The sequence below is a fragment of the Polaromonas sp. CG_9.5 genome (assembly GCF_035984465.1).
Classification (GTDB): domain Bacteria; phylum Pseudomonadota; class Gammaproteobacteria; order Burkholderiales; family Burkholderiaceae_C; genus Polaromonas.
The window spans coordinates 1-16459 of the sequence record NZ_JAXCHR010000011.1; the positions used below are offsets into that span (position 1 = coordinate 1).

Consider the following 16459-nt stretch of genomic DNA (forward strand, 5'->3'; position numbering starts at 1 on the left):
GTTTGACCCTGCCGCATTCGACGTGGCCGAAATCAACCAGTGGCTCCACCAGACTGAGTCTTGAATTTCAATACGGGTACTGGGCGGACGCTTACTCTTTCGCGGCGAGTCGGGCTTTAGCTCCGTCGAACAGGAAGTGGTGTTCCTGGCCGTCAGCCAGGCTAACGGCTGCACTTATTGCGCAGCGGCGCACAGCATGATCGCCGACAAGGTTTCAGGTGTGCCATCCCCCGTGCTTTCCGCCATCCGATCAGGTACACCCATCCCCGATGCCAAGCTGGCCGCGCTTTATGCGTTGACCCAGGAAATGGTTCGCGCGAACGGGCGGCCCAGCCAAGACAAGCTGGACGCCTACTTGCGAGCTGGCTATTCCGAAAAAGACGTGCTCTACATCGTCCTGGCCATCTCAGTGAAGGTGCTGAGCAACTACTCCAACCACGCTTTCGGCACCGAACTCGACGAGCGATTCGCCGCCTACAAGATCGGGTAAATCGAACGCAGGCGTATGGGTCTATCGGCTCAATGGGCCTAGGCTGCGCTGGCCTGTCAGCGTCAACAACATACGGAGTCAACGCCATGCCTAAAACCGTCCTGATTGCCCGACTACAGTCTTTTTAGCGACGTCCGCTCCGCCAATAATATGAAAAAGCCGTTGCAAATATTTGTTTGCAACGGCTTTCTCATTGGCGATTTCAGTTTTCAGTTTTCAGTTTTCAGTTTTCAGTTTGATTGGTGTTGCCGCATCTGCGATGCAATACCTTGCCGTGTTCATTCTCCTGCAAGCTGACCTGCAAGAGTTTGACCAGCCCTGCAGGCGCTCAGCCGGGCTTATCCCTTATCCTTCGCCGGTCGCGCGCGGGCACGCTTTGTTGCGACTGTCCCGGCTTTTGGCGTTGCCGCTGAAGTCGCCACCTTTGTTTCAGGGACAGCCACTTTGCCGGTTTCCGCTTTTTTGCCAGCCGCAGTTTTTGTCGCCAGGGGCACTTTTCGGGGTGTGGCGTTCGCCGGCCTGGCCGCTTTCTTCGCCGCAACCTTGGCGGCAGTCGGCTTGACGGGCGGCGCAACTTCGGCCATTTCGATGCCGAACACATCGGCCAGCAGCGCATCGTCGAGCACCTTGCCGGGCGCCATGCGCTTGCCGGAAGGCTTCAAACCCGCCTCCGCTTGCTGAACCAGGTCCTTGGCCTCCACCCGCCGCAGGCTGAAAAGCACCTCCGGCTGTTCGTCTAGCCGCGCGCCTATGCCATAAAGCACGGCAGCGACATGCTTGCACATCGACGCCCAGTCCGGGCAACTGCATTTGAATGTGATCTCTTTGGGTGACGGAAAAAGGCCAGTGCCCGGCTTGCAGATGCGCTCCATCACCGCGTTCGACAGCTTGCCCTGCAGCAGTTCCACCAGCGAATCAATCGAGCCTGAGCAATCGGTGCAGATCGTTTTCCATTGCTTTTCGGGCACCGCCGTCACGCTGACGGTGACTGCGTAAAGGCTGGAGCCCATCACCTGCGCCCGCACCTCGCCCGGCGTGATCTGCAGGTCAATCACCGAACCGTTGCGCACATAGGTGCGGCCACGCGGCAGCCGGCTTTCATAGTCGCTGTAATGCTCCTGGTTGTCGCACCAGGCTTTACCCCAGAAGGTCTTGACGATGGCGCCGCGAAAAGGCGCGATCGGCGTCAGGGTGGCGCCGGCTTTTTTGGCCTTGGCGGCAGCCTTTTCGGCTTTCGCCCGCCGCTCGGCGACCGGCACATAGGGTTTCCATCCGTAATAGCTCATATTTTTTCTTTCCTTGATGATCAGTTTTCCTGCGCGGCGTGAATGTCGAGCCTGACCAGGTCCAGCAATTCCCGGTCACTCATCTCGGTCAGCAGCAGTTCTGCGCCGCCCTCCAGCACGTCCTTGACCAGTTGCTGCTTCGATTCAATCAGCTGGTCGATGCGGTCTTCGACCGTTCCCTGGCAGACGAATTTGTGCACCAGCACGTTGCGCTGCTGGCCGATGCGAAAAGCGCGGTCAGTCGCCTGGTTTTCCACAGCCGGATTCCACCAGCGGTCAAAGTGAATCACATGCGACGCCGCCGTCAGGTTCAGGCCCGCGCCGCCGGCCTTGAGCGACAGCACGAATAATGGCGTCTGCTCATCTTCCTGAAAGCGCCTGACCAGCTCGCGGCGTTTGGCCACCGGCGTGCCGCCATGCAGCACCAGACCTTCGCGGCCAAAGATGCTGCCTAAAAAAGCCGCCAGCGGTTCGGTCGTCTCGCGGAACTGGGTGAAGACCAGCACTTTTTCCTGCCGGGCGGCAATCACCTCGACCAGTTCGCGCAGACGAGCGAACTTGCCGCTGTCCTGGGGGTTCCAAGCCGCGTCGCCCAGCCATTGCGACGGATGGTTGCAGATCTGCTTGAAGCGCATCAAAAAGGACAGCACCACGCCCTTGCGGCCGATGCCTTCGGTGTCTTGGAGCGCATCGGCCAGGTCTTGCACCGACTGCTGGTAGAGCGCTGCCTGCACCGGGCTCAACAGGCACCAGGCCTTGAGTTCGGTCTTGTCTGGCAGGTCGCTGATCACCCGCTTGTCGGTCTTCAGGCGGCGCAGGATGTAGGGCTGAACCAGCGCACGCAGCGGGCCAAAATGCTCGGCTGCCGCCAGCCGCTTGGTGAATTTGGCAAATACCTTGTCGGTTCCCAGCAGGCCGGGGTGGGTGAAATCGAAAATCGACCACAAATCAGACAGGCGGTTTTCGACCGGCGTTCCGGTCAGCGCGATGCGTGACTGCGCCTTGATTTTCTTGACTTGCCGTGTCTGCTTGGCACCCGGATTCTTGATGGCCTGCGCCTCATCGATCACGGCCAGCCGCCAGTCAAAGTCCTGCAGCACCGGCTGGCGCAGCAGCGCGCCATAGCTGGTGATGACCAGATCAACGCCCTCCAGTTGCGCCGCATTGAGCGCCTTGAAATCGGCGGTGGCCATCGCCGACGGATGGGCAATCAGCAGGCGCAGGCCGGGGGTGAAACGCTCGGCTTCCGCCGCCCAGTTGGCCAGCAGCGAAGCGGGCGCGACCAGCAGGCTGGGGCGTTGCGATGCGGCACTTTCGCGCTTGAGCACCAGCAGCAGCGCCAGCACCTGAATCGTCTTGCCCAGCCCCATGTCGTCGGCCAGGCAGGCGCCCAGCCCGAGCCGGGTCAGCAGATACAGCCATTGCACGCCCGCCTGCTGGTAGGGCCGCAAGCTGGCCTTGAGTTCTGCTCCCGGGTTGATCCGGGCCAGGCCTTCGGGCTGTCGCAAACCCTGCAAGGTTTCGGCCAGCCATGGGCCGGCCACCAGCTGTGACCAGTCTGCGTCCAGGCCGTCGCCAGTTTCTTCCATGGACGCGCCCGCCACCAGACGCATGGCTTCGGCAAAGGGCAGGCCGTTTTCTGCCGCGGCCTGCTCGATCGCCTTGAATCTCTCCAGCATGCGTTCGAGCGCCTTTTTGTTCACCTCGACCCAGCGGCCGCGAATCAGCTGCAGGCCGTCGCCGCCCTCAAGCAAGGCATCCAGCTCGGCTTCGCTCAGGCTCTCGCCATCCAGGGAAACTTCCATGCTGAAGTCCAGCAGCGCATCCTTGCCCAGCAGGGAAGGCACACGCGTGCCGATGCTGGCTTTCACCACCGGACGCGCCGGCCGGCCCGAGCGCCAGACGCCAGGCGCACGAACGATGATGCCGGCGGCTTCGAGCTTCGGCATATCGGTCAAAAAGCGGTAGGCCTCGGCGGCTGTCCAGCGCAGCGGGTGGTAAATGTCGCCGGCCTCGACCATCTCGCGCAGCCAGTCGCAGTGCTCTGCGGCACGCTGCACCGGCAGCAGCAGGGACAGCAGTTGCGCCCGGCTGCGGCCGCCGGAAAATTCCGCCAGCGCTTGCGACAGCGGCTGGTGCTGCGCCTTGCCATGGACCGACAGGCGCGCGGTGTAGGTGGCCAGAAAGGCGAACGGCGCGTCCGGGTCCTTGCGGTTTTCCGCCAGGTTGAAATGCACACGGCCGACCAGATTCCAGGCCGGATGGCGTGCCTTGAGGAACTCCTGCAGCGGCACCCGGGCGGCGGTCAGTTCCTGGCGCAGGGCGGCATCGATTGCCTGCCACAACACGGCCAGCACCTCGGGCGTCAGGTATTCCGCGCCCGTCATGGGCGGCGTGTCGGCGATGAGTCGCGTGAACTCATCGGCCGAGGGCGTGGCGACCGCGATGTCGCCGCCCTCGGGCGTGGCGCACAGGGCGGTGACATAGCGCACAGCCACATCCCGCCACCAGGCCCAGGCGGGCGGCAGGACGCGACCGACCTGCGTGCTTCCCAGTTGCAGCAGGCCATGACCGCTGCCCAGCGCAAAAGACGGCACGAGGGTCTGGCGCAGGTCGTCGGCCAGCGGCGCTGCATCGTTCTGCGGGGCGGCCAGCAGGTGGCCTCGGGGTGTCAGTTGCGGCGCGAGGTGGGCGGGGGTGTTCGATGAGTCCATGTCCAGTCAGTCAGTCAATCAGTCGCCTGCAGAAGGCACGCACCTTGATTCGGTAAAAAGCGGTTATTTTGCGTCTGCATCAGGCGCGGCCAGCACGGGCTGCACCGTTTTATGGCCCGCAATTTCCTGGCGCAGGCGCTGCACATCTTCGCGCAGGTGCCTGATCTCGCGCATCAGTTCGTGCTCGATCTGGCGTTCTTCGCCTTCCTCGACATCTTTCTCGACAAAAATCGCCGCCAGGGATGCGGTGACCAGCGACAGCACCGCCAGCCCCATCAACACCACCAAAACGGCAAACATGCGCGAAGCGTGGGTGCTGGGCACCATATCGCCATAGCCCACGGTGGCCGCCGTGGTGAAGGCCAGCCACAGACCGTCAGCAATCGTTTCCACACCCGGGTCCAGCAACCAGAAGCCGACACCGCCCAGCAGCAGGATCACCCCGCAGAGAATCAGCGAATAAAAAACGCCACGGCGGGCAATGTGAACTTTTTTCCGGCTTTTTTTAAAGGGCATGGCGATCGGTCGGTCGGGCAGATTCGGGCCCTGATTATTGTCCGGTGCCGGCTCGGGCCACAATCGGGGCCATGCGCAAACATCCCTCGGAGACCAACGGCCCGCAGCGCCTGCTTTATGGTTTATTGGCAGGTCTGGCAACCGCCGCGTTGCCACTGCCACTGGTCTGGCAGTTTCGCGGCCTGCTGGGGTGGAGCGTGGGCGTGGCGGTTTACCTGGCGCTGGCCTGGTGGCTGTGCGAGCGGTTTGACGCCAGACGGACCCGCGAACGGGCGCAGGCGCAGGACGAACCCAACGCGGTGCTGTTTTTGCTGATGCTGCTGGCCACGATGGCCTGCGTCGCGGCCATTGTGGTCATGATGCAGCACGGAAAGGATTTGACAGGCGTCGAGCGAACGCTGCACATCGCCGTGTCGGTGGTGGCGCTGATTGCCTCGTGGCTGTTCATCCAGACCATGTTTGCGTTTCACTACGCCCACACTTACTACCAGGAAGAAAAGCTCAATGAGCCCGACGGGCCGGGCCTGGAATTTCCGGGCGGATTGGACCCGGATTATTTCGATTTTCTGTATTACGCCCATGCGGTCGGCATGACCTCGCAGGTGTCGGATGTGCAGGTGACTTCGCGCGAGATGCGCCGGCTCACGCTGGTCCACAGCGTGCTGTCCTTTGGCTTCAACATGCTGGTGCTGGCGCTCAGCATCAATGTGGTGGCCGGGGCCTTGCAATAGGCCGGGCGGCCTGGGTCAGCCCTCGCGCAGCTGTTTTTTCAGTGCCTGCTTTTCTGCGTGCCGCAGGGCCGATGCCGACTTGCGGTGCGCGCCTGCCTTGCGCTGGATGGCCGCTGCCACCAGCGGATTTCGCGGTTTTGGCGCCTTCAGCTTCAGTTTGATCTTGCGTGCAGAACTCATGCTGTGCCTTTCATCGTGCCGGGGTGCGGTCCCGCCCGAGCTTCAGCAGTCCGGTGGCCAGCGCCGTGCCGCCCACAATCACGCCGGCGCAGCCCACCATCCATGGCGTGACCGACTCGCCCAGAAACAGCACACCGTACAGCACCGCAAACACCGGCACCACAAACGTCACCGACAGCGCGCGCGCCGGGCCGGCATTTTCAATCAGCCTGAAAAACAGGATGTAAGCGATGCCGGTGCAGACCACGCCCACAGCCAGCAGCGCCAGCCAGGCCGACGCGCCCGGCATGCGTGCAGGCCATAGCCACAGCGCCGGCAAGGCCAGCCCCAGCGTGGCGCCGATCTGGCTGCCAGCGGCCGTGACCAGCGGCGGCAGGCCGGAAAGATAACGTTTGGTGAAACTGGCCGAGATGCCGTAGCAGGCACAGGCCAGCAGACTCGCCAGCACGGCCCAGCCCGGCGCCACGCCCGGGTTGCCGGCTTTGAAGGTGGCCTGGTCCCAAGCCAGCAGCGCGACGCCGGCAAAACCGATCACCAGCCCCAGAATGCGCGACGCCGTGGGCCTGTCCTTGAGCCAGATCCAGGCAATCAGCGCGCCAAACATGGGCACCGTGGCATTCAGGATCGACGACAAGCCGGTGCTGATGGAGAGCAGCGCAAACGCAATGCAGGCAAACGGAATGCCCGAGTTGAGCAGGCCGATGAAAAATACCGGTTTCCAGTTTTTCCGCAGCACTGGAAGCAAGCCGCGCAGCCACACCAGCGGCAACAGGAACAGTGCCGCAATCGCCACCCGCACGGCAGCAGTCGGCAGCGCGCCGAATTCGACCGCGCCCATGCGCATGAAAAGAAAAGACGAGCCCCAGATGGCAGCCAGCAGCATGAAGTCAGTGATCCAGCTTTTCGGTCTGGCCGCTGCAACGCCGGCGGGCGTGCTCATTGCAGAAGACCGGGTGTTCAAAGAAGGCGCTCCGCCAGCGCGCCTTCAAGTCGGAGCAGGGCGGTTTTGCGCGTCAAGCCGCCGCCGTAGCCGGTCAGCGTCCCCTTGCTTCCCATCACGCGGTGGCAGGGCACGATGATGCTGACCGGGTTGCGTCCGACAGCGCCGCCCACGGCCCGCACCGCCGCCGGCTTGCCAATGCGGCGGCTGACTTCGCCGTAGCTGACGGTTTCGCCCTGGGCAATAGCCAGCAGCGCCTGCCACACCGATTGCTGGAAAGCCGTGCCGCAGCGCAGGTCCAGTGGCACATCGAACCGGCTGCGCTGGCCGGCGAAATATTCACCGAGTTGCTGGCTGGCCTGTTTGAGCAGCGGGTGATCGGCGTTTTCGGGCCAGGCTGCTGATCCGGTGAGATCAGTGGGCAGATAGCGCTGGCCTTCAGCAAACCAGAGCCCGGTCAGGCCTTTGGCGGAGGCAGCGATGGTGATGGTTCCCAGCGGGCTCGGGATGTTGGTCTGGACGATGGATTTGTCAAATTTCATGGTGATGTCCTGAAGTGTCTCTTGTTTGGCAAAGTTTTTTTGTCATTGCGGGCTCGACCCGCAATCCACAGTGCCCAAAACCAGGACCGATTGGCAAACGGCTGGCAGTTCCATGGCGCGTCTAATCGCTCATTGATGGATCCCGGGTCAAGCCCGGAATGACAGCGCTTGCTGCTGGCGCGAGGATGGACCGCGTTGCGACGATGCCAGCGTCCAGCCAGCCGCTCCAGGCACGAATGGCATAGCTGCGCCACGGTTTCCAGGCCAGCGATGCCTTTTTGGCTTCCCTGGCCGGCGCCTTGAGCGCCTGCACGCCCAGCATTTGCCAGCAGGGCGGTTTGTGTCGTCATGCGGCCATGATAGGGCGGACAGGGCGTGGGACCAGCCGTTTTCGGACAAGTCACAGATTCCCTTGCCCGGCCATTTACTCACGCCGGTACAGCCTGCCAAACCGGGCCAGCCGCTCGGCATGCCCGGGCTGCACCTGCGCCCAGCTGAAACGCCATTCCCAGTGGCCCTCACCCTGGCCGGGCAGGTTCATGCGGTGCTCAGCACCCAGGCCCAGCACGTCCTGCAGCGGATGAATGGCGGTGTTGGCGACGCTGGCGCTGGCGGCGCGAATCATCTGCCAGTGGATGTCATGGTCGTTTTCAGCGCCCAGGTAGTCCAGCACTTGCTGGCGCAAGGCGGGTGACGCGTCCTGCCACCAGCCCTGCGTGGTGTTGTTGTCGTGGGTGCCGGTGTAGACGACGGTGTTGATGTCGAAGTTGTGCGGCAAATAGGCGTTGGTGTTGTCGCCGTCCTCGTTGAAGGCAAACTGCAAAATTCGCATGCCGGGCAGGCTGAATTCATGGCGCAGCGCATCCACGTCGGGTGTGATGATTCCCAGGTCTTCGGCAATGATGGGCAATTCGCCCAGCGCGGCTTCAATCGCGTGGAACAGCGCCGCGCCAGGGCCGGGCAGCCAGCGGCCCCGGATGGCGGTGGGTTCGCTGGCCGGAATTTCCCAGTAGCCGGCAAAACCCCGGAAATGGTCAATGCGCACGATGTCGACCAGCTCGAAAATGCGCCGCACCCGTTCGATCCACCACGCATAGCCCTCTGCCGCATGGGCGCTCCAGCGGTACAGCGGGTTGCCCCAGCGCTGGCCGCTGGCGCTGAAAAAGTCGGGCGGCACGCCGGCCACCACCAGCGTGCGGCCAAACTCGTCCAGCTCGAACAGTTCCTGCCGTGCCCAGACTTCGGCGCTTTGCAGGGCGATAAAAATCGGCGCGTCGCCGACGATCTTGATGCCGCGTTCGTTGGCATAGGCGCGCAGGTTTTTCCACTGCCGGTAAAAGCACCACTGGCCGAATTTCCAGAAGCTGATGCGCTCGGCGTGTTCGGCGAAAACCTGTTGCAAGGCGGCGGCATCACGGCGCGCCAGCGGTGCCGGCCAGTCGCTCCAGTCGCATTCGCCGTGCAGTTCGTCCAGCGTCATGAACAGCGCGTAGTCTTCCAGCCAGCCGGCATGGTGCAGGCAGAAGTCGGCAAAATCCACTTGGTCTGCCGCGCTGATGCTTTGCGCAAAGCGTGCCGCCGCCTGTTGCAGCCGCACCATGCGCCACGGCACGACAGCATTGAACTGAATGCGGTCGTCGTTGAAGCTGGCGTCTGGCAACAAGTCGGCTTCGCTCAGCCAGCCGCGTTGCTGCAACTCGGCCAGGTCAATCAGCAGCAGGTTGCCGGCAAAGGCCGAGCTGCTCATGTAAGGCGAATTACCGGGGCCAATGCCGCCCAGCGGCAGGATTTGCCAGAGCGTTTGTTTGGCTGCGACCAGCCAGTCGACGAAGTGGTAGGCCGCCGGGCCAAAGTCGCCGCTGCCATGCGGGCCGGGCAATGAAGTGGGGTGTAGCAGCACGCCGCTGGCGCGGGGAAAAGTCATGGGGTGTCCATTTAAAAAATGCAGAAGGCTTTTGTTGCTCGCCGTGGCCAGAAATCAGGGTTTAAGCATTAAACAGGCCGCTTGTGCAGGTGGTGCATGCGCAAGCAGCTATTGATTCAGTAGCAAATTTGGCTGCTACTTTGCGCATTTTCTGGTTGCCAGGGTGAAAGCGCAACGGGATTTTTCTAGAACTGCAGTTCTGTGCCGGCAGCGACCAACAGCATCAGGCTGTGCGCGGCCAGCTTCACGGGCGCTTCGCCCTGGCCTTGCCAGCGGGTCGCGCCGCGTGGATCGCTGGTGTCCAGCACGGCCTGCCAGACACCGGCGGGCAGCATGAAGTCGCGGTCTTCGGCGTCCGGGTTGACCAGCAGCAACAGCGGCGCGACGGCCTTGCCCGGCTGGCCAATCAGGCAGCCGAGCACGCGCTCGCTGTTGTTGCCCCAATCCTGGTCTTGCAGCACTTCGCCGTTGCCGTTCAGCCAGTGCAGGTCGTGCAGGCCGTGCGTGTCGCTCTGGCCGCTGTACCACTGGTCGCCCAAGGGCAGCAGCTGCCGGCGCAGCGACAGCACCCAGGCGGTGAAGTCGATCAGCGCGTCGTCGGCTTTTGACCAGTCGATCCAGGTGATCTCGTTGTCCTGGCAATACGGGTTGTTGTTGCCTTGCTGGCTGTGGCCGAGTTCGTCGCCGGCGCACAGCATGGGCGTGCCTTGCGCCAGCAGCGTGGTGGCCAGCAGGGCGCGCTGCATGCGGCCGCGCAGTTGGTTGATATTTTCGTCGTCGGTCGGGCCTTCGGCGCCGCAGTTGTTGCTCAGGTTGTTGCCGTGGCCGTCGCGGTTTTCTTCGCCGTTGGCCTCGTTGTGGCGCTCGTTGTAGCTGACCAAGTCAGCCAGCGTAAAGCCGTCGTGCGACACCAGGTAGTTCACCGAAGTGCCTGGCGGCCGTCCGCTGCCCTGGTAAAGATCGGCCGAGCCGCACAAGCGACGGGCGAAGTCCCCCAGCGAGGTGGCCTGCTCGCCCGGTTGCAGCCAGAAGCTGCGCATGCCGTCGCGGAAATGGTCGTTCCACTCCAGCCAGCCTTTGGCAAAACCGCCGACCTGGTAGCCGCCGGGGCCAATGTCCCACGGCTCGGCAATCATCTTGACGCGTGACAGCACCGGGTCTTGCGCCACGGCGGTAAAAAATGCGCCCTCGCGCTCGAAACCTTCGCTGCCCCGGCCCAGCACCGGTGCCAGGTCAAAGCGGAAACCATCGACATGCATCTCGCTGACCCAGTAGCGCAGGCTGTCCATCACCAGTTGCAGGACTCTAGGCTGGCGGATGTCGAGCGTGTTGCCGCAGCCGCTGTGGTTCTCGAAGCCGACCGGCGGCTCGGCGCTCAGGCGGTAGTAGCTGGAATTGTCCAGGCCGCGAAAGCTGATGGACGCGCCGCCGCCGTCGGCTTCGGCGGTGTGGTTGTAGACCACGTCCAGAATGACTTCCAGGCCTGCGGCATGCAGCGCCTTGACCATGCTGCGAAATTCGTCGCGCGGGTTGACGCCATTTTGCTGCGACGCTAGGCGCACGTTGGGCGCAAAGAAAGCCAGCGAGTTGTAGCCCCAGTAATTGGACAAGCCCATGCCGGCCAGCCGCTCTTCGTCCAGCGCGTAATGCACCGGCAACAAGCTGATGCTGGTGATGCCCAGGCGCTTCAGATGCGCCACCGAAGCCGGGTCGGCCAAGCCGGCATAACTGCCGCGCAATGCTTCGGGCACTGCCGGGTTGCGTTTGGAAAAGCCCTTGACGTGGGCCTCGTAAAGCACCGTGTCGGATAGCGGCACAGCGGGCGACTGGTCGCCTGACCAGTCGAAATTGTCCTCTTGCACTACCCGCGCCTTCAGTGCGCCGGCAGCGTTGTCACGGCCATCCATCGCAGGTGGTTGCTCGGGCGGTTTGTCCGGCGGGCTGGGGTGAACATACGGAAAGTTTTCACTACGCCACTCGAACGTGCCGACCACTTCGCGGGCATACGGGTCGAGCAGCAGCTTGTTCGGGTTGAAAAAGTGGCCGTTCTCGGGCTGCCATTCGCCCTGTGCCCGCAGGCCGTAAATCAGACCCGGCGCGGCGTTCGGCAGGTAGCCGTGCCAGATGTCGCCGGTGTGGCCGGGCAGGCATTCGCAGCGCGTTTGCAGCGTGCCGGCGTCGTCAAACAGGCACAGCTCAATGGCCGAGGCGTGGGCTGAAAAGACAGCGAAGTTGACGCCTTGGCCGTCCCAGCTGGCGCCCAGCGGCCAGGGCTTGCCGGGCAGAATTTTGTCATTCGTGTTCATACTGTCCATTCCAAAAAAACGGTTGCCAGGGGCGGCAGCGTCAGCACGATGGACTGCGCGTGGCCTTGCCAGCCGACCGGCTCTGCCTTCGCCATGCCCAGCGGCGTGCCGGCGTTGCTGCCGCCGTAATGTTCTGAGTCGGTGTTGAGCCGCTCGCGGTAGTCGCCGGGCTGCGGCACGCCGATGCGGTAGGCCGTCTGCACGGCGGGGGTAAAGTTGCACACGACCAGCACGAAGGTGCTCGCGTCCAGCCCACGCCGGACAAAGCTGAGCACCGAATGCGCGGCATCTTGATGGTCTATCCATTCAAAACCGGCCGGTACGAAATCGAGCTGATACAGCGCTGGCGAGGCTTTATAAAGCTGGTTCAGGTCGCGCACCAGCCGCTGCACGCCGGCGTGTTGCGGGTCGTCAAGCAGATGCCAGTCCAGGCTCTGGTCATGGTTCCATTCGCGCACCTGCGCAAATTCGCAGCCCATGAACAGCAGCTTTTTGCCCGGATGGCCGAACATGAAGCCCAGATAGGCGCGCAGGTTGGCAAATTGTTGCCATGCATCGCCCGGCATCTTGCCCAGCAGCGAGCCTTTGCCATGCACCACTTCGTCATGCGAAATCGGCAGCACGAAGTTTTCGGTAAAAGCGTAGCTCAGGCCAAAGGTCAGCTCGTTCTGGTGGTGCTGGCGATGCACCGGCTCGCGCGCCATGTACTGCAGCGTGTCGTGCATCCAGCCCATGTTCCATTTGTAGTGAAAGCCCAGCCCGCCCGCAGAGGTGGGGCGCGACACGGCCGGAAATGAGGTCGACTCTTCGGCCATCGTGACGGCTTGCGGCCGCTCGGTGCCGATCACCTCGTTCATGCGTTTCAGGAAAGCGATGGTTTCCAGGTTTTCGCGGCCGCCGTGAATGTTGGGAATCCATTCGCCCGGCTTTCGGCTGTAGTCACGGTAAAGCATCGACGCCACCGCATCGACGCGCAGGCCGTCGATGCCGAAACGCTCCAGCCAGTACAGCGCATTACCGATCAGGAAGTTGCGCACCTCGGTGCGGCCCAGGTTGTAGATCAGCGTGTTCCAGTCGTTGTGGAAACCTTCACGCGGATCGGCGTATTCGTACAGCGGCGTGCCGTCAAAGTTGCCCAGGCCGTGCGCATCGGTCGGAAAGTGCGCCGGCACCCAGTCGAGCAGCACGCCAAGGCCTGCCGCATGGCAGCACGCGATGAAGCGCACCAGGCCGTCGGCATCGCCAAAACGCGCGGTCGGGGCGTACAGTCCGACGGGCTGGTAACCCCAGGAGCCGTCAAACGGATATTCGCTGATCGGCAGCAGTTCAATGTGCGTGAAACCCATGTCCTGCACATACGGCACCAGCTGCTCGGCCATTTCGTCCCAGGTCAGCCAGCGATGCAGGCCAGTCTCGTGGTCATGGATGCGCCGCCAGGAACCCGGGTGGATTTCATAAATGCTCATCGGCGCATCCAGCGCGTTGGCCTGCTTGCGCGGCTCTGAGGGCGGCGTGCGCGCGGGCATGGCAGCCACGATGCTGGCGGTGGCCGGGCGCAACTCAGCCTGCCGCGCATACGGGTCGGCGCGGGCTGGCAGCAGCTGGCCGTCGGCGGCCAGGATTTCAAACTTGTAGCGGGTGCCCATTTCCACGCCGGGCAAAAAAATCTCCCAGACGCCACACTCGCGCCTGAAACGCATCGGGTGGCGCCGGCCATCCCAGTTATTGAAGTCACCCACCACGCTGACGCGGGCGGCGTTGGGCGCCCACACGGCAAAACTGGTGCCATCCACACCGTTCATCTGACGCGGGTTGGCGCCCAGAATTTCGTAGGGACGCAAATGTGTGCCTTCGCTGAGCAACCAGACATCCATCTCGCCCAGCACCGGCCCGAAGCGGTAAGGGTCTTCCACCCAGGTGGTCTGGTAGTTGCCCCACTGCACTTGCAGGCTGTAGAGCAGCGGCGCCGCTGGCGTTTGCGGTGTTGCTGTTGCTGTTGTGGTGGTCAGCAGGGCCTCGAAGAAGCCGGCGTCATGCTGCTTTTCAAGCCGGACGAGCAACTGGCCCGACTCGGCATCGACCACCTCCACCTGCCGGGCGCCGGGCAGGAAAGCGCGGATCGACACGCCGCCGTCCTGCGGATGCGGGCCGAGCACCGAAAACGGGTCGCCGTGGCGGCCGGTGCAGATCAATTCAACATCAAGCGGGTTCAGCATGAAAAGGTTCTCGGATGCGGTCAAACCGTCATTCCCGCGAAAGCGGGAATCCAGAAGGTCGGGCCTGTGGCGCTGGATTCCCGCCTGCGCGGGAATGACACGGGGAGGGGTGCAGGCTGCATGTGGCTGAGCAGGAAAAACGCTGCCTGGGGTTAGTGCGCAGCCGGCTCGATGTTCCAGATCTGCCGGGCGTATTCACGGATGGTACGGTCGGACGAGAACGCGCCCATGCCCGCCACGTTGGCAATGGCCCGTTCACACCATTGGGCCGGCTGGCGGTACAAATCATCGACCCGCCCCTGGGTGGCGACATACGACTCGTAGTCGGCCAGCAGCAAGTAATGGTCGCCGCCCCAGAGCAGTGAATCGACCAGCGCCCGGTAACGGCCCGGCTCTTCGGGGCTGAACTGGTCGCCGGCAATCGCATCCAGCACGTTTTTGAGGTCTGGCTGGCTTTCGTAATGGCGCAGGGGCTGGTAGCCGCTTTGCCGCAGCGCCTGCACTTCGGGCGTCTTCAGGCCGAAGATGAAGATATTGTCGTCGCCCACGTTCTGCCGAATTTCGATGTTCGCGCCGTCGTCGGTGCCGATGGTCAGCGCGCCGTTCAGCGCCAGTTTCATGTTGCCGGTGCCAGAGGCTTCGGTGCCGGCAGTCGATATTTGCTCTGACAGGTCAGCGCCCGGCATGATGACTTCGGCCACCGACACGCCGTAGTTGGGAATGAACACCAGTTTGAGCTTGCCTGCAATGCGCGCATCGTTGTTGATGACACTGCCAACATCGTGAATCAGCCGGATGATGGACTTGGCCGTGTGGTAACTCGACGCCGCCTTGCCGGCAAAAATCACCGTGCGCGGCACCCAGTCGGCCGTCGGGTTCGCCAAAATCGCCTGGTAGCGGGTGACGACGTGCAGCACATTGAGCAGCTGGCGCTTGTACTCGTGGATGCGCTTGACCTGCACATCGAACAGGCTGTCGGGGCTGACGGTGACGCCGGTCGTCTTCTCGATGTAAGCCGCCAGCCGGGCTTTGTTGCCGCGCTTGATGGCCATGAATTTGCCTTGAAAGGCAGCGTTGGTGCGGTAGTTGTCGAGCCGCTTGAGTTGCTCCAGATCAAGCCGCCAGCTTTTGCCCAGTGTGCTGTCCAGCAGCGCAGACAGTGCGGGGTTAGCCTGCGCCAGCCAGCGCCGGGGCGTCACGCCGTTGGTCATGTTGGTGAAGCGCTCGGGCCACAGGTCGGCAAAGTCGGCAAAGATGGTTTGCACCAGCAAATCCGAATGCAGCGCCGACACGCCGTTGATTTTGTGGCTGCCGACCACCGACAGATGCGCCATGCGCACGCGCCGTTCGCCGTGCTCGTCAATCAGTGACAAGCGCGCCAAAAACCCGTCGTCGCCGGGGCGGTGAAGCGCCGCCATTTCCAGAAATTCCTTGTTGATGCGAAAGATAATTTCAAGGTGGCGCGGCAGCACATGCTGGATCAGGCTGACCGGCCAGGTCTCCAGCGCCTCGGGCATCAGGGTGTGGTTGGTATACGAAAAGGTTTTGCCGCACAGCGCCCAGGCTTCTCCCCACGGCATGGCGTACTCGTCGCACAGCAGCCGCATCAATTCAGCCACGCCGATGGCCGGGTGCGTGTCGTTCAGGTGAATCGCCACCTGGTCGGCCAGGTTGTCCAGGTTCGGGTGTTCGTCCAGATGGCGCTTGACCAAGTCCTGGATTGACGCGGCCACAAAGAAGTATTCCTGCTTGAGCCGCAACTCGCGCCCGGCGGGCGTGCTGTCGTTGGGGTAAAGCACCCAGGAGATATTCTCGAATTCGTTCTTGGCGGTCGCCGCCCTCGCGTAGTCACCCGTGTTGAAAGCATTCAGGTCGATGTGCGCGGGCGCCACAGCTTTCCACAGCCGCAGCGTGCTGACCAGCGGCGTGCCGTGGCCGGGCACGACCATGTCGTAGGCCTTGGCGGCCACTTCGCCGGCATGACGCCAGACCGGCGTGCCGTTGACATGCTCGACCCAGCCGCCAAAACGCACCGGGTAGGTGATGCCGGCGCGCGGAAATTCCCACGGCGTGCCGTCTTGCAGCCACGGGTCGGGGTATTCGATTTGTTCGCCGTTCTGGATGTCCTGTGCAAACATGCCGTATTCATAGCGGATGCCGTAGCCGAACGAGGGCAGGCCCAGCGTGGCCATCGAGTCCAGGAAACACGCCGCCAGCCGGCCCAGTCCGCCGTTGCCCAACGCCGCGTCAGGTTCGCGGTCGGCCACGTCTTCCAGGGTTTGCGCATGCTGCACCAGACCCTGTGCTGCACCGCTGGTCAGGTTGAGCGCGCCCAGCGCGTTGGACAGCGTGCGGCCCATCAGAAATTCCATCGACAGGTAGACCACCCGGCGCGCCTTGTCGGCTCGCTGTTGCGCCTGGGTTTCAACCCAGCGCCGGGACAGCTGCTGGCGCGCCACCTGCGCCACGGCCTGCATCAGGTCGGTGGGCGTGGCGTTTTCAGAGGCCACACCGACGGTGCTGAGCAGATGCTCTTCGATTTGGGCTGCCAGTGCATGTTTGGCGATCGGGGCGATGGAGTTCACGAAAGAGTCCTTTGAAGTGCGGCAGACAG

Annotated in this window: 13 protein-coding genes; 2 read left to right on the plus strand and 11 right to left on the minus strand. The window is 63.1% G+C overall.

Annotated elements, in window-relative coordinates; genetic code table 11:
- Nucleotides 1–79: 79 nt before the first annotated feature.
- Nucleotides 80–490, plus strand: coding sequence for a carboxymuconolactone decarboxylase family protein (locus RCH06_RS10305; RefSeq protein WP_327081474.1), 411 nt, complete (start codon nt 80–82; stop codon nt 488–490).
- A gap of 338 nt (nt 491–828) precedes the next feature.
- Here the strand turns inward: RCH06_RS10305 and RCH06_RS10310 are convergent, their stop codons facing one another.
- From RCH06_RS10310 to RCH06_RS10320, 3 genes are all read right to left on the minus strand, one after another.
- Complete coding sequence (locus RCH06_RS10310; protein ID WP_327081374.1) at nt 829–1776, minus strand: SWIM zinc finger family protein; 948 nt, start codon at nt 1774–1776, stop codon at nt 829–831.
- 20 nt (nt 1777–1796) lie between these two features.
- The gene (locus RCH06_RS10315) at nt 1797–4490 is read right to left on the minus strand and encodes a DEAD/DEAH box helicase (protein ID WP_327081375.1); all 2694 of its coding nucleotides are present in this window, start codon (nt 4488–4490) and stop codon (nt 1797–1799) included.
- Nucleotides 4491–4553: 63 nt separating this feature from the next.
- Nucleotides 4554–5006: a potassium channel family protein gene (locus RCH06_RS10320; protein WP_327081376.1), complete on the minus strand. Its 453-nt coding sequence runs from the start codon at nt 5004–5006 to the stop codon at nt 4554–4556.
- Between the two features lie 71 nt (nt 5007–5077).
- Here RCH06_RS10320 and RCH06_RS10325 point away from each other — a divergent pair, with 71 nt between their 5' ends.
- Nucleotides 5078–5737, plus strand: a complete 660-nt coding sequence (locus RCH06_RS10325; RefSeq protein WP_327081377.1) for a DUF1345 domain-containing protein — start codon at nt 5078–5080, stop codon at nt 5735–5737.
- Between the two features lie 15 nt (nt 5738–5752).
- Here RCH06_RS10325 and RCH06_RS10330 read toward each other — a convergent pair whose 3' ends face one another.
- The 8 genes from RCH06_RS10330 to RCH06_RS10365 all read right to left on the minus strand — a co-directional run bounded on the left by RCH06_RS10330 (nt 5753) and on the right by RCH06_RS10365 (nt 16430).
- Nucleotides 5753–5917 (minus strand): hypothetical protein, encoded by a 165-nt coding sequence (locus RCH06_RS10330; RefSeq protein ID WP_327081378.1) that lies wholly within the window; start codon nt 5915–5917, stop codon nt 5753–5755.
- 10 nt (nt 5918–5927) lie between these two features.
- Complete coding sequence (locus tag RCH06_RS10335; RefSeq protein WP_327081379.1) at nt 5928–6857, minus strand: DMT family transporter; 930 nt, start codon at nt 6855–6857, stop codon at nt 5928–5930.
- A 17-nt stretch (nt 6858–6874) separates the two neighbouring features.
- Nucleotides 6875–7399, minus strand: coding sequence for a methylated-DNA--[protein]-cysteine S-methyltransferase (locus tag RCH06_RS10340; RefSeq protein ID WP_327081380.1), 525 nt, complete (start codon nt 7397–7399; stop codon nt 6875–6877).
- A 121-nt stretch (nt 7400–7520) separates the two neighbouring features.
- On the minus strand, nt 7521–7721 hold the full coding sequence (locus tag RCH06_RS10345; RefSeq protein ID WP_442799638.1) for a hypothetical protein: 201 nt from the start codon (nt 7719–7721) through the stop codon (nt 7521–7523).
- Nucleotides 7722–7823: 102 nt separating this feature from the next.
- Complete coding sequence (malQ, locus tag RCH06_RS10350; protein WP_327081381.1) at nt 7824–9323, minus strand: 4-alpha-glucanotransferase; 1500 nt, start codon at nt 9321–9323, stop codon at nt 7824–7826.
- A 185-nt stretch (nt 9324–9508) separates the two neighbouring features.
- Nucleotides 9509–11629 carry a glycogen debranching protein GlgX gene (glgX, locus tag RCH06_RS10355; protein WP_327081382.1) on the minus strand — a complete coding sequence of 707 codons (2121 nt, stop codon included), beginning with the start codon at nt 11627–11629 and terminating at the stop codon, nt 9509–9511.
- Nucleotides 11626–13845 carry a 1,4-alpha-glucan branching protein GlgB gene (gene glgB, locus RCH06_RS10360; RefSeq protein WP_327081383.1) on the minus strand — a complete coding sequence of 740 codons (2220 nt, stop codon included), beginning with the start codon at nt 13843–13845 and terminating at the stop codon, nt 11626–11628. Before glgB ends, glgX begins: the two co-directional genes overlap by 4 nt.
- Before the next feature lie 152 nt (nt 13846–13997).
- Nucleotides 13998–16430 (minus strand): glycogen/starch/alpha-glucan phosphorylase, encoded by a 2433-nt coding sequence (locus tag RCH06_RS10365; RefSeq protein ID WP_327081384.1) that lies wholly within the window; start codon nt 16428–16430, stop codon nt 13998–14000.
- Nucleotides 16431–16459: the final 29 nt, after the last annotated feature.

Excerpts from the sequence above, each read along its gene's own strand:
- RCH06_RS10310 (WP_327081374.1), bottom strand. The coding sequence starts at position 1,776 with ATGAGCTATTACGGATGGAAACCCTATGTGCCGGTCGCCGAGCGGCGG.
- RCH06_RS10315 (WP_327081375.1), bottom strand. The coding sequence starts at position 4,490 with ATGGACTCATCGAACACCCCCGCCCACCTCGCGCCGCAACTGACACCC.
- RCH06_RS10320 (WP_327081376.1), bottom strand. The coding sequence starts at position 5,006 with ATGCCCTTTAAAAAAAGCCGGAAAAAAGTTCACATTGCCCGCCGTGGC.
- RCH06_RS10325 (WP_327081377.1), top strand. The coding sequence starts at position 5,078 with ATGCGCAAACATCCCTCGGAGACCAACGGCCCGCAGCGCCTGCTTTAT.
- RCH06_RS10330 (WP_327081378.1), bottom strand. The coding sequence starts at position 5,917 with ATGAGTTCTGCACGCAAGATCAAACTGAAGCTGAAGGCGCCAAAACCG.
- RCH06_RS10335 (WP_327081379.1), bottom strand. The coding sequence starts at position 6,857 with ATGAGCACGCCCGCCGGCGTTGCAGCGGCCAGACCGAAAAGCTGGATC.
- RCH06_RS10340 (WP_327081380.1), bottom strand. The coding sequence starts at position 7,399 with ATGAAATTTGACAAATCCATCGTCCAGACCAACATCCCGAGCCCGCTG.
- RCH06_RS10345 (WP_442799638.1), bottom strand. The coding sequence starts at position 7,721 with ATGCTGGGCGTGCAGGCGCTCAAGGCGCCGGCCAGGGAAGCCAAAAAG.
- malQ (WP_327081381.1), bottom strand. The coding sequence starts at position 9,323 with ATGACTTTTCCCCGCGCCAGCGGCGTGCTGCTACACCCCACTTCATTG.
- glgX (WP_327081382.1), bottom strand. The coding sequence starts at position 11,629 with ATGAACACGAATGACAAAATTCTGCCCGGCAAGCCCTGGCCGCTGGGC.
- glgB (WP_327081383.1), bottom strand. The coding sequence starts at position 13,845 with ATGCTGAACCCGCTTGATGTTGAATTGATCTGCACCGGCCGCCACGGC.